8 protein-coding genes are annotated in these 13,690 nt (G+C 68.4%); all 8 read right to left on the reverse strand.

What is annotated here, in order from left to right:
- Window positions 1-171 precede the first annotated feature (171 nt).
- Window positions 172-1,251, reverse strand: a complete 1,080-nt coding sequence (locus QT386_RS04155; protein WP_289272482.1) for an aminopeptidase — start codon at window positions 1,249-1,251, stop codon at window positions 172-174.
- On the reverse strand, window positions 1,248-2,759 hold the full coding sequence (locus tag QT386_RS04160; protein ID WP_289272483.1) for a hypothetical protein: 1,512 nt from the start codon (window positions 2,757-2,759) through the stop codon (window positions 1,248-1,250). The genes QT386_RS04155 and QT386_RS04160 overlap by 4 nt, the downstream gene beginning before the upstream one ends.
- An 82-nt stretch (window positions 2,760-2,841) precedes the next feature.
- A complete protein-coding gene (locus QT386_RS23335; RefSeq protein ID WP_289272484.1) occupies window positions 2,842-3,768 on the reverse strand; it encodes a helix-turn-helix transcriptional regulator in 927 nt (308 codons plus the stop codon).
- Between the two features lie 19 nt (window positions 3,769-3,787).
- Window positions 3,788-5,233, reverse strand: coding sequence for a wax ester/triacylglycerol synthase family O-acyltransferase (locus tag QT386_RS04170; protein WP_289272485.1), 1,446 nt, complete (start codon window positions 5,231-5,233; stop codon window positions 3,788-3,790).
- Window positions 5,234-5,339: 106 nt separating this feature from the next.
- Complete coding sequence (locus QT386_RS04175) at window positions 5,340-6,239, reverse strand: cation diffusion facilitator family transporter (RefSeq protein WP_289272486.1); 900 nt, start codon at window positions 6,237-6,239, stop codon at window positions 5,340-5,342.
- An 18-nt stretch (window positions 6,240-6,257) separates the two neighbouring features.
- Window positions 6,258-6,725: a chemotaxis protein CheW gene (locus tag QT386_RS04180; RefSeq protein ID WP_289272487.1), complete on the reverse strand. Its 468-nt coding sequence runs from the start codon at window positions 6,723-6,725 to the stop codon at window positions 6,258-6,260.
- Window positions 6,722-13,135 (reverse strand): Hpt domain-containing protein, encoded by a 6,414-nt coding sequence (locus QT386_RS04185; RefSeq protein ID WP_289272488.1) that lies wholly within the window; start codon window positions 13,133-13,135, stop codon window positions 6,722-6,724. The genes QT386_RS04180 and QT386_RS04185 overlap by 4 nt, the downstream gene beginning before the upstream one ends.
- Before the next feature lies 1 nt (window position 13,136).
- Window positions 13,137-13,685 carry a chemotaxis protein CheW gene (locus tag QT386_RS04190; protein ID WP_289272489.1) on the reverse strand — a complete coding sequence of 183 codons (549 nt, stop codon included), beginning with the start codon at window positions 13,683-13,685 and terminating at the stop codon, window positions 13,137-13,139.
- Window positions 13,686-13,690: the final 5 nt, after the last annotated feature.

Raw genomic sequence — 13,690 nt, forward strand, 5'->3', positions numbered from 1 at the left:
ATAGCGCCGCTTGATACGGGTACGGCCAGTTACAGCATCGAAGTAGGTGAGGCCCACGGCATTTTCCCGTCAAGGATTGCAGGCTATCCGAGCCTGGTTCACACACGCGAAATACACATCTCTGACACGCATCAAGCGTGCCCGCTGCAGCGGAAAAACGACATCCCCTTTCTAGGGCGTACTGCCATCGACCTGCTGGCGCATCAGTTCGCGCAACTGCTGCCTGCGTTGACTGGCCGGCAACTTCGCAAGTTCCCTGACGGCGACGTGAAATCGTCGCCAATCTCCACCGCTCTGCCGGAGCAGCGCAGCGAATGCAGGCTTGTATTCATCGTAGAGGGCGAAAGGCAGCAGCCGGGCATTGTTGGGCTCCGCGGCCGAGAACCAGGCATCGAAGCCGGCGTAGCCCGTCCAGGGGCCATCGCGCAATTGCCGGTAGTCCTCCGCCAACTGCTCGAACTGGCGCTGCTTGGCGTTGCGCTTGTCCTCGTCGCCCATGGGCGACTCATAAACCTGGGCCAGACGCGAGCGCGTCGCCAGCACTAGGTCGACAAACTGGCGGCGGCGGTGGCTATACAACTGCCAGGCCTCGCGGCTACCGCCGGTCTCGGCCAGGTACTCCTCCAGCCCCTGATCCTCGACGAACTCCGCATAGGATTCATTGAAGGCGGTGTCGTCCCGTACGTACAGTACCTGGTGCGCCAGCTCGTGAAAGATCATCCCCACCAGAACTTCGTCCGACCACCGCATCATGGTGTTCAACACAGGATCGGCGAACCAGTTAAGCGTGGAGTACGCCGGCACGCCGCCGACGTGGACGTCATAGCCCTGTTTGCGCAACTCCTCGGCGCGGTCCTCCGCGCGATTCCGCTCGTAGTAGCCACGGTAGGCCATGCAGCCCACCAGCAGGAAGCAGTTCTGGTACGGCTCCAGCGACAGCTTGGGCGCCGCGAACACGTTCCACACCACGAAGGGGCGGCCCAGGTCGGCGTAGGTGGTGTAGCTGCGGTTGTCCGGCAGGCCCAGTTTCTGCACCGCCCACTGGCGCGCCTGCTGCACCTTCTGCAGGCGCCGGCGCAGTTCGGGGTCCCGCTGCTCGTCGGCCACGATCCGGTCGATCGGCTCGCGCGCCTTCAGCAGGGCGCGCTGTCCCTGGGCCAGGCCGCCGTAGTAGCCCAAGGTACTGCAGCCGGACAGCGGCAGCAGCAGGGACAGCAGCAGGAGATGTGTCGGTAAACGGCGGGCGGTCACGGCCCCCGCAGCATAGCGCGACGCCGCAGCGCCAGCGCCAGCAGCAGGCCCAGCAACCCGGTACCGGGCGCGCCACCGGAGGAGCCGCCACCAGTGCCGCCTCCGGCATCATCCAGGGACGGATGGGTGCAGCCGGCACGGATGTCGTCACAGGCCGCCGTGCGTCCCGCACGCGTCGGGTAGTGGCGTGCCGAGCGGTAGTGGAAGCTGTAGCGCTCCTGCCAGTCCGCGTCCGCCAGCAGGCGCTGGTCGGCGTCGGCATATCCCGCTTCTCCCGGCTGCTTCAGCCAGCGGTCCAGCCAGGCGACCGAGTAGTGCTCCGCCAGGGGCCGGCCCCAGCCACCCTCGCAGCGGCCGTTGGAGGTCTTGGGGCACCAGGAACTGGAGGGAAAGGTCGGGATCAGGCTCCACTCGAAATGCGTGCTGCCCTGGATCGTCAGCTGGAATACCGGTTGGCCCGCCGCCACCCACTGTTCGTAGCCAGCCTTGTGCGCCTCCGGATCCGGCGGGCTCAGCAACGGCGTGCCGGCGATGCCGTACTCCGAGGTCTGTCCCATGGCCGGCACGCGCGGCACGATACCGTCACCGCTGGACAGGCTGTCCCAGGCCACGATCACATCCACCGGGTTCTGCGCATCCAGCAGCCCCGGCCAGGGCGCCGCGCCGGGGCCTCCGTAGGACTGCACCACGGACACGCCGCGCGCGCCCAGCGAGTGCCCGGCGATGCCGAGCCGGCCGCGGTCCTGCACGGCATGGTCCGGGTTGAAGGCCGCCACCTCGGTGGGATAGCGGCCGGCACAGCTCAGGTTGTGCGGGTACGGGGCTACTGGCGTCGAGTGGAAGAAGTCGATGGCATCGACCAGCCCTTCCCAGAACACCGCGGAGTTGAAGTTTCCCCCTTGCCCGCCGCTCGGCGTCTGCATGTCGGAGCGGCCCTGGCCGCGCGGGTCGAAGGTCAGCACCGTGTAGCCCTGGCGCACCAGGGCCTGCGCCATCCACCAGTACAGCGGCTCCGGCGCCTGGATCGAGCCGTTCTCGATCACCACGCCGGGCAAGGCACGCCCGGTGGACGCGCGCGGCTTCCACACCCGCCCGGAGATGCGCGCGCAGCCGTGGTCGTAGAACACCACCGGCGTGACCTCGCCCTCCGTCTCGTAGAAGGGGTCGATGCCGGGATAACGGTAGGGATCACCGGCGCACTGTTCGGCCCAGGTGGTGCACAGCGGCAGCACCGCGGTATTGGCCGCCAGCGGGCTCAGCCAGGAAGGGTCCTTCAGCCCGCGCAGCAGCCACTGCTGCGCGTTGAACACGCTTTGCAGTTGCAGGCGCAGCAGGAAGGCCGGGTTGGTGGCCTGCTCGGTGGGACCTTCCAGGGTGCGGGCATAGTTGGCCAGCTCGCGCTGCGTCCAGGCAGCGGACGGATACTCCGGCCCTTCCGGGATCGCCTGCGCGGCTTGCGCCCCGCAGCACAGGACCGCGGCCGCCAGGCCGCGCAGATGGTTGCGCATGTTCTCCCCCAGGCCTCTCTGTCGGAGGCACGATCAGTATTGGTGCCCCGGCACTGTACCGGATGCACCGCCGAAGCGGCGCTCAGGCCGCCTTGGCGACCTTCGACGTCTGCAGCAGGTTGACCAGTTCCTCGCGCCGGAAGATGCCCAGCTTGCGGTAGATCCTGGAAGCATGGTTCGCCACCGTGCTGACGGCGATATCCAGCTGCCGCGCAACGGTCTTGAAGGTCTTGCCCTCGGACAGCGCGCGGGCGATCTCCTGCTCGCGCGGCGACAGTCCGTCCAGCGGCAACGGACGCCGCGCATGCAGCAGGAACAGGCGGCCATGCGTCGAGACGCGCAGGTGCAGCGTGCCGACGGTGAAGATGCCCTGCTCCTCCAGCGCCGCACGCGGCAGGCGGAACGGCAGGTCATGGAAATCGCCCTCGCCGAATTCGCCGACCAGCAGGTCGCGGAAGCGGCCGCTGGCGGAGTACACCGTGCCGTCCTCGTCCACCAGGGCGGCGGAACCACGCGACGGCCGTCCCAGCGAGATCAGCCACTCGTCACGCTGCACCACCTGGCGCAGCGATAGCGTGCTCGCCTCCACCATGTGGCCCACCGCGCGGCGCAGGTCTTCCTTGAGTTCCACCTCTTGATGCTGGGGGAACTCCAGCAGGATCAGGCTGGTGAGCAGCGGGCTGCTGCGGTGCGAGTAGTTCAGGATCAGGCCCTGACGAGCCGGCTGCCCGGGCGTTTCCACCGGCAGCGATTCAACCCAGCGCTCGCGCTGGTTGTTGGGCGGCGCCAGCGACAGCAGGATCTCGGCATCACCGCCGCTGCCCGGCCATTCGCTGAACTCGCCGTGGACGCTGCCGCGCGAACGGGTCAGCCAGCGCGCCGAAAGGGCGCCGCTGGCGCGGCAGACCAGGGCCAGCGCTTCGCGCCGGAACGTGGGCCAGTCGATCTCCAGCGCCGTGCCATACAGCACCTGGATCAGACGGTCGATCTCCTTGAGCGTCACGGACACTACCCCACCCCTCCTCGCGTCATCCTGTCTTTCGCAGCTGCTGTTGCGCGCGATGCTTGAGCTGCGCCAGCGCTGCTGCCATTCCTTCCATGATCACCTCGACGTCGGGAACGGTGCCCCGGTGCGCCGTGATGCCCACGTCCAGGCTGTCCTGGTAGCTGAATACCGTAATGTTACAGGCGAGTCCATGGTACGGGATCGAAATCGGATAGTGGGCCTCCACTTTCGCCCCATCCAGGTACAAGGGCACCCGCGGCCCCGGTACGTTGGAGATCAGCAGGTTGAACGGCGGGTTCACCAGGTCCTGGATGCTGAAATTCTCGTACAGCCGGGCCGCCTGCGCCATGACCGCCGGCGGCGGGGTGTGGGCCCAATCCAGCATCAGGCTGGCCGGGATCGCCTTCATGCTGCGCTTGACGCCCACCATCTTGGCGCTGAGGGCCTGCAGGCGCTCCACCGGATCGGCGATGTCGGTGGCCAGCGAGGCCCGCAGCATGGTCACCCGGTTGCCACCGCGCTCGCCATCGGAGCGCACCGACATCGGCACCGCCGCGATCAGCGGCCTGGCCGGCAGTTCCTTGCCCGCCAGCAGGTAGTTGCGCAACGCCTCGGCGCAGACGCCCATGACCACGTCGTTCAGCGACACGCCGAAGGCGTTCTTGACCAGCTTGATGTCCTTCAGCGACAGCGAGCCGGTGGCGTAGGAGCGGCGCGCGGTGATGGTGGTGTTGAAGCGCATGCGCGGCGCCATCACCATCGGTTTGCGATTGGTGTCCGCATCCACCAGCGTGGCGCGGCGGCTGGCCTGCTGGCGCGCCATGGCCTCGCGGCGTACCTCCAGCACCAGCGGGATCGTGCGTCGCGCCAGGTTGTAGACCTTGCCCGGCCGCGACAGGAAGTTCTTCGCGGTGATGTAGCTCAGCTTCAGTGGCGGCGGCAGCTCGTCGGGAATCCAGGGCGCCTCCGGCGGCGGCACCTCGCGCGGCTGCGGCGTGATGTCCAGCAAGGTGCTGAACAGCTCGGCACCCGAGACGCCGTCGATGCAGGCGTGGTGGATCTTGGACACCAGCGCCACCTTGCCGCCCTCCAGCCCTTCCACGTAGTACACCTTCCACAACGGCATGCTGCGGTCCAGACGGATGCTCATGACATCGCAGACTAGATCGTTGAGTTGCTTGAGCGTGCCGGGGCGCGGCAGCGCCCGATGCCGCACGTGCATCTCGATGTCGAAGTCCGGGTCCTCGATCCAGTAGGGCTGGTCCAGGCCCAGCGGCGTGGTCATCAGGCGGCGCCGGAACATCGGCAGCAGGTGCAGGCGCTTCTCGATCAGCCGGCGCACGGACTCGAAGCCGAAGTCCGGCCCGGCCGTCGCCGGGTCCATGATGGCGAGGCTACCGATGTGCATCGGCACGGCATTGGTTTCGAGGTTCAGAAAAACCGTATCGAGACCGCTGAGTTGCTGCATGGGCGTCCTGCCTCCGGCTATCCAGGGTGTGAGCGGATATTCGGCCTAGATATACCACTCCCTTGTGACAGGTCCAAACGGTTTTGGTGCCGGAAAGCCCACCCGTTCAGGGCCGGTCAAGTCCCTCGTCGCCGTAGGACACCGCATCCTCGATCGGCTCCAGGTGGGTCAGGACCGTGACCGGCGCCAGGCGGGCGGCGATACGCTGCTCTAGGTCCTCCACCAGGGCATGCCCCCGCCGCACGCTCCAGTCGCCCGGGACCAGGACGTGCATGGAGATGAAGCGCCGCGAGGCCGAGCGCCGGGTACGCACGGCATGGAAGCCGATACCCTCGGCGCGGAACGCGTCGAGCACCGCTTCGAGCTGCGCCAGGTCTTCGGGCGGCAGGGCCGCATCCATCAGCCCGGCCACCGAGTCGAGCATCAGGGCGCGGCCGGTCCACAGTACGTTCAGGGCCACGGCGATGGCCAGCAGGGGGTCCAGCCGGTTCCAGCCGGTCAAACTCACCAGCAGCACGCCCAGGACCACGCCGCCGGAGGTCCAGACGTCCGTCATCAGGTGATGGCCGTCGGCGGTAAGGGCGATGGACCGGTGCTGCCGCCCGGCGCGCAGCAGCACCTGCGCCACCGCCAGGTTGACGGCCGAGGCCGCTACCGACACGGCCAGGCCCAGGCCGGCGCTTTCCAGCGGCCGCGGGTCGAGCAGGCGCGGCAGCGCCGCCCACAGGATCGAGCCCGACGCCACCACGATCAGCAGGCCCTCGACGATGCTGGAGAAGTATTCCGCCTTGCTGTGGCCATAGGCGTGCCCGGCGTCGGGCGGCATGGCGGCGATGCGCAGCATCGACAGCATCATCAGGGCGCCGCCCAGGTTCACCAGCGATTCCAGCGCATCGGACAACAGGCCCACCGAGCCGGTGAGTTTCCAGGCCAGCAGCTTGAGCAGCAAGGTGAAGACCGCCGTTGCCAGCGACAGCCAGGCGTAGCGCGTCAGGTCAGGGCGCATGCACCCGCCTCGTCGCGGTCAGGCTGCGCTCTGGACGCGCGCGACCTCGGCTTCCAGCGCGGCAAGGTCCGGGATCGCGGCTTCCTGGTTGGCGATGCGCACGCGTGCCAGCACCAGGTCGGCGCGGTCGGTAGGGCGCAGCTCCAGCGGCTTCACGGCCGAGCGGTTCAGTGTCACCAGGTGTGGATAGCCCTGGCTCACGATCGCCAGCAGGCCGCTGGGCAGGTGCGTGCCGAAGGAATTGAGCACCACCACGCGGGCGCGACGCGACTCGGCATTGTGTCCGGAACCGTTGGCCGCCTCGAAGCTGATCACCGGCACGCGGCGGTTGTTCCAGTCGCAGTAGCCGGCCAGCCAGCCCGGGGCGCCGGGCTCGGCCGGCTGCAGCGAATCACGCGCCACCACTTCAGCCACCGCGGCATTGGGCAGCAGCAGCGTGTCGCCTTCCAGCGCCATCAGCACGGCGTAGATCTGTTCGCGGTTCACGGGAGGTTCTCGTCGATCACTTCACGCAGCTCCCCGACCAGCTGCTCTTCCTGGTAGGGCTTGATCAGGTAGCGGTTGACGCCGATCGAGCGGGCGCGCTCGCGGTGCTTGTCGCCCGAGCGCGAGGTGATCATGATGATCGGCGTGGCAGCGATGCGCGAGCTGTTGCGCACGAAGGTCGCCACCTCGAAGCCGTCGGCACGCGGCATCTCGATATCCAGCAGGATCGCCGCCGGGCTCTCGGTCTGCAGCTGCGCCATGGCATCGAGGCCGTCCTTGGCGGTCACCACGCGATAGCCGTTCTTCAGCAGCAGTCGCTCGGTGACGCGGCGGATCGTGATGGAGTCGTCCACCACCATGATCAGGTTGCGCGAATCCTCGGCCTTCTCCGCGGCATCCGCCCTGCCCGCCGCCAGGCTGGCCAGGGTACGGCGGGCACGGTCCTGGGCTAGGGCACCCGGATCCAGGATCAGCACTACGCGGCCGTCGGCCAGGATCGTGGCGCCGGTAACGCCGGCCACCGAGCTGACCTGAGGGCCCACGGCCTTGGACACGATTTCGCGGTTGCCGAGCAACTGGTCCACCACCACCGCGATGCGGCGGTCGGCAGCGCCCAGGCCTTCGCCCATGCGCACCAGGATGGCGTTGACCGTACGAGATTCGGTCGTGCGGTCGCGCGGCACGTCGATGAAGTCGCCCAGGTAGCGCACGCGGTACTCGGCACTGCCGTAGTTCAGCAGCGGGCCGTCCTCGCGGTAGAAGTCGTCGAGCTGCTCGCGCGGGATGCGGGCGATGCCCTCGACGCTGGACAGCAGCACGGCGTACTGCTCGGGGCCGACGCCGACCAGCAGGGCCTGCGACATGGCCAGCGTCAGCGGCAGTCGCACCAGGAAGCGGGTGCCCTTGCCCCATTCGGAATTCAATTCCAGCGTGCCGCCCAGCTGCTTGACCTCGCTGGCCACCACGTCCATGCCGATGCCGCGGCCGGCGTCCTGGGTCAGCTTCTTGGCCGTGGAGAAGCCCGGCTGGAAGATGAACTGCGCCACTTCGTCGTCCTTGGGCGTGGCGTCCGGCGGCATCAGGCCCTTGCGGATCGCCTGGGCGCGGATCGCCTCGAAGTCCAGCCCCTTGCCGTCGTCACGCAGCTCGATCAGCAACTGCGAACCTTCGCGCCACAGGCCCACGGCGATGCGGCCCTGGGGTTCCTTGCCCGCGTTCGTGCGCGTGGCGGGGTCCTCGATACCGTGGACGACGGCGTTGCGCAGCAAGTGTTCCAGCGGCGCCGTCATGCGCTCCAGCACGTTGCGGTCCAGCTCGCTCTCGATACCGGCGAAGACGGCTTCGGCCTGCTTGCCGTTCTCGCTGGCGGTCTGCTTGACCACGCGCTGCAGTCGCGACACCTGGCGCGAGAAGGGCACCATCAGCGTGCGCATCAGGCCCTGCTGCAGCGAGGTGTTCACACGGCCCTGCTGCATCAGCAGGGTATCGGCCTCGCTGATCAGGCCGTCCATGGTGGCATGCAGGCCGGCAAGGTCGCCGATGGATTCGTTCAGCGCGCGCGACAGCTCCTGCATGCGCGTGTAGCGGTCCATTTCCAGCGGGTCGAACTCGGCCGCGTACCGGTCGGACTGGTCCGGCGCCTGGCCCAGGCCGCGCGCGGCGATCTGCGCGTCGGTCTCGGCATCCATCTGGCGGAGCTGGTCGCGGATGCGCGCGATGGCCTGGCGCATTTCGTCCAGTTGCGCCTCGACGCCGCTGTTGTGCTCTTCCAGGCGCGAGCGGTAGATCGAGATTTCGCCCGCTTCGTTGAGCATGCCGTCCAGCGATTCGACAGGAACGCGCGCCGTTTCGCGGCGGAACGAAGCCTCTGCTTCTTCCTCCGGACGCCAGAACAGCAACGGATCCCAGGCGTGGGCCGGCGATACCGGAGCCGCGTCCTCGGCCGGCAGGTCCGGCAGCAGCTCGGCCTCTTCCTGCTGCCCGGCTTCGCCCTCGATCAGCGGGGCGACATCGCCGCGCTCGAGCAGGTCATGCATCTGGTGCAGACGCTCGCCTTCCTTCGACAGCTCGGCCAGCGTCGACGCGTCCGCCGGCTCCAGCCCGGCTTCGATACGGTTGATGCGGGTCTCCATGTCATGGGCCAGATCGCCCATGGCATTGAGGCCGGCCATGCGCGCGCCGCCCTTGAAGGTATGCAGCACGCGCTGCAGGTCGCGGATCGGCGCCGGGTTGGAAGGTTCCGCCACCCAGACACGCAGCGATTGCTCCAGCGATTCCAGCAACTCGGCGGCTTCGCCGGAGAAGATCTCGCCAAGCTCGGCGTCGTAGCTGCGCAGTGATTCGGCGGCCGGCGTGAAGGCCGCCGGGGCCAGGTCAGGCTCCGCTGCCTGCGGTCCACGCTCCTCGGTCAGGTCTGCCAGCAATGCCTGGGTATCGGGAATCTTGCCGCGGCGCAGGTCGTCCAGCACCAGGTGCAGGCCGTCGGAGGCCGCGTGCATCTTGGTGAAAAAGCCGGCATCCGCACGTGCCTGGCCACGCTCGATGCGCTCGAACAGGGTTTCCAGATGATGCGCCACCTCGCCGATATCATCCAGCCCCGCCATGCGGGCACTGCCCTTGAGGGTGTGCAGCACGCGCTTGAGCTCGGCCGTGGCCTGGCTGTCGTGTACGTTGCGTTCCAGCGTGGTGTTGCTGCGATCCAGCGACTCCAGCAATTCCTCGGCCTCGGCCAGGAAGACGCCGAGCATCTCGGTGTCCATGGCTTCGTCTTCGCTCACGGCCGGCATTTCCACGGCCGGCGGCATGAGCTCGATGCTGGCCTCGACTTCCGGCGGAATCTCCACCACCAGGCCGGTATCCGACAGGTCGGCAAGATCCAGTTCGATCACCGGCTCCGACAGCTCGAGCGCCGGCTCGATCCGTTCCGGCGTCAGTTCGATGACTGGCTCCGGAATCTCCGACCCGAGCTCGGCAAGCTCCAGTGACGGCTCGGACAGTTCGAGCACGACGGGCTCCGCCCATTCGATCGACGGCGGCGCATCCGCCACCGGCTCCACGGCCAGCTCCACCACCAGGTCCGGCATCGCCTTTGCTTCCGGCCATGCATCCGGCACCGTCTCGACCGCTTCCTCGACGGCCGGCATCTCGATCACCTCGAGCGCCGCCTCGATCTCTTCGGGCAACGGCAAGGGTTCGGCCAGAGGCAACTCGGCAGACTCGACCAGTTCGATCTCCTCGGCGGCCGCGGCCACCGGTTCAACCGAGATGGGCGGCATCTCCGGCGGCACCTCGGGCGCGTCGGCAGCCAGCGACAGGGGTTCTTCGGCGGTCGACACGGTCGCTTCGCCGCGCCAGGCGAAACCGGCGGCCAGCTTGCCCCAGGTGGTGCCTTCGTCACGCAGGCGACCGTCGCGATAGGCATCGAGCAGCTGGTACAGGCCCTCGGTCAGCTCCGCCAGGGTCCTGAAAGCTGCGGCATCGGGCTGCACCGCGCCGCCGATCGCCTCGTCCATGCGGGTATGCAGGATCTTGGCGACATCGCCGATCGGCTGGCAGTTGGACATGTAGGCCGCGCCCTTGAGCGTGTGCAGCACGACCTTGAGATCCAGCGGCGCCTGTCGGTTGTCCGGGTTCTGCGACCAGGCGTTGGCGGTGTCCTCGAACTTCTGTACCAGCTCCAGGGCTTCGCCGGCGAAGATTTCCGCCAGTTGGCGATCCTCGGCCGCCTGCACGGCGTCCTCGGGCACGGCGGAGCTGAGATGTTCGATGCGCGCCAGCCAGGGCCGGGCGTCCTGCTGTGCCACGGCCGGGCTGCCGACTTCCTCGACCCACTGGGCGAGGACCGTGGTCGCTTCGGCGAGCAGGCCGACATCGGCGGCGCTCAGGCGCAGCGTGGCACCGCGCACGGAATCGAGGTGGGCTTCGAGTGCCTCGGCCAGGTCCGCCAGCTGCGTCGCGGCCACGATGTGACCGGCGCCGCGTAGGGTGTGATAGGCGCGCACCACGTCGTCATCGACGTCGAAATCGGGCAGGCCGCGATCCAGGCCGTCCAGCCAGGCACGGATCTCGGCGATCTTGCCGCGGGCATCCTCGCGGAAGATATGCACCAGGTCAGGTTCGGGCTGCTCCTGCGCACCGCGTCCGGCGGCGAGGTTCTGTGCACGCTCCACCAGGCCGGCGAGTGGCGGCGGCGCACCCAGGCGCTCGCGGAAGCTGTTGATCAGGCGCGGCAGCAGTTCCACCGCTTCGATGGCAACGGTCACCACCGGAGCGGACACGGCCACGGAGCCGTCCAGGCACTTGTTGAGCAATTGCTCGATGGCCCAGCCGAACTCGCCAATCTCGGCGGCGCCGACCATGCGACCGCTGCCCTTCAGGGTATGGAAGGCGCGACGCAGGGTGGTGAGGGATTCACGGTCTGAGGCATCGCGCGTCCAGCGCGGCATCGCCGACTGCAGCGTCTGCAGCACTTCGGCGGCTTCCTCGAGGAATATCTCGCGGATTTCCGGATCGACGTCGTCGGCGGAAACCACCACCGGGGTGGGTGGGGAGACGGGAACCGACACGGCGACCGGCTCCGGCGCCAGCTCCAGCGATGACTCGGCAGCGGCCGGCGGCTCGGCCAGCACCAGGTCGGCCAGCGACTGCATCTCCAGCGACGGCGCCAGCTCCAGCGGCTCGGCGGCAGACTCCGACGGCGCCGCAGCGGCCGGAGCGGCGTCCAGCTGGCCGACGAAACGGGCCAGGTTGTCGAGGATGTAGCCGGCATCCGGCAGGTTGTCGCGCACCGCCTCGATGTAGTACTCGACGCAGGCCACGGCGTCGGCAAAGCGATCGGTACGGTCCTGCGACTCGCGCAGCGCGGCGAAGGCCGGGCTGCGCACCACCGCGACCAGGCGTTCCACCAGGCCGGCGGCGCGTTCGTCCTGCAGGATATGGAAGCCCGACGCGATCTCGTCGAGCATGCGCGCGGCTTCCACCACGACGATGCTGCCGTCCTGACCGCGGATCAGGGCATCGACCTGCGACTTGAGCTTGGCCAGGTTGACCAGCGACTCGCGCTGGAGGGCGTCGATGCCCTCGGCAAGGTCACGGCTGTGCGGCACGATCTCCTGGAGATTCTCCTGCGCCGGCTCGCCGGTGCGGGCCTGGCGCAGCTGCTGGAACAGGGCATCGTCCAGGCTGTGCTCCACGCGCAGGATCGAGGTGGCCAGTTCCATCCAGGCCGACGGGGCGGCCTCGTCACCGAGGCCGTCCAGCAGCAACGCCTGGTTCTCGACGATACGCTGCAGCGTGCCCAGGCCCAGGATCGACAGCGTGTCGGAGATGCGCTTCAGGCTCTTGCGCGTCCCCTCCAGGTCGGGCAGGCCCTTGCCGCCGGCGCGTACCGCCAGGTCGATGACGTCCTTGATCTTGGCGAAGTCGCTGCGGATCTCGTCGGAGACGCGTACCAGCAGCGTGGTATTGGGTCCGTGGATGCGCCGGCGCAGGTCCTCGAGCTGGGAGGCGCCCGGCAGGAGCTGTTGCAACTGGAAGGCCTTGCGCATCACCGTGACGCGAGGGCCCTGGCCGCGCGAGCGGCCGATGAAGTATAGCAGCTGCAGCGACAGGTCGCCGACGGCGGCGTCGGCACGCGGCTCGCCCTCGGCAGCCAGCGCCTTGATCTGCGCGCCGCTGCGGCCGATCAGGCGCTTGACCTCCAGGGAGTCGTCCAGCCCCTGGCCCAGCAGGGCCTCCACCACCGCGGCGACGACGCGCCACAACTGGTGCACGCCCGGCAGCTCGGCACAGCCCGCCAGCAGTTCGGCGATCTTGCCGATGCGTGCCAGGGCGGTGGCGGCGTCCGGCTCGTTCTTGAGCCAGTGCAGCAGCGACGACTGGTAGACGCCCAGGTACTTGTGGGCCTGCTGCTGTGCGGCGCCGGGGGTGCGTCCGTCGTCCTCGGGCAGCGGCAGCCCCAGGGCCAAGCCCTGCATCTGCATGACGAACAGGTCGGCTTCGGTCAGCACGGCCTTGCCGCGCGCCAGGCGCAGCTCGTTGATCGCCGGCTGCAGGATCAGGACGCAGTCATCCATGCCGTCGGCCAGCGACTCGATGTAGTCGCTCAGCAGCACCGTGGCACCGAGCAGGGCCGAATAGGCCGCATCGGTCTCGCGGATGCGGCTGTGCAGCAGGTCACCGATGGCCTGCTTCATTTCCTCGGCCAGTTCGGCGATGCCGTGGCACTGGATCATGCTCGCCGTGCCGCGGACCTGGTGCAGTTCCACGAAGGCCTGCTGCATCGGCAGTGGGTCGGTGCCGCCCTCGGCGTGCTGCTCGACCAGCGTGCGGACGCGGGAGAGGCTCTGTTCGATCTCGCCGCGTACCCAGTGCAGGCCGTTGGCGGTGTTGGCGCGGAGTCTGGCGTTCATGTCAGAGGCCCGCCATCAGGAATTCGCTGCCCTGCACCACGCGGTGCAGGCTGAAGGCCAGCCAGGGCTGCCCGTCGCGGACGAAGGCGCCCAGCATGAAGGGAGTGAAGGCGCCGGAGTCCTGCTTGATCTCATGCCGCTGTTCGGTCGGGGAAAACTGGCGATAGCCGGCGACTTCGTCCACCAGGAAGCCCGCCGGAACACGCTCGGAATTGAACACCAGCAGGCGCCGCGCGCGGCTTTCGGCATCGCCTTCCACGCCCAGCAGGCGCGGCAGGTCGACAATGGTCAGCAATTCGCCGCGGACATTGGCCACGCCGCTCATCCAGGGCTTGGCGTTGGGCACGCGAGTGGGCTTGGGCGGCACGATCACCTCGCGCACGTCGTCCTTGGGCACGGCCAGCCAGTTGCGGCCGATCCGGAAGCCGAGCCCCGTCCAGCTCTCGGCCTGGCCGGCGGCGATGTCCAACTTGGTGGCGCGCAGGCGCATTTCGAGCAGCAACAGCAGCTCGAAAGGGTCATCACGCAGGCTCCTGAGTTCCGCGCTCATGCCTT

This window comes from Solimonas sp. SE-A11, assembly GCF_030345715.1.
GTDB lineage: Bacteria > Pseudomonadota > Gammaproteobacteria > Nevskiales > Nevskiaceae > Solimonas_A.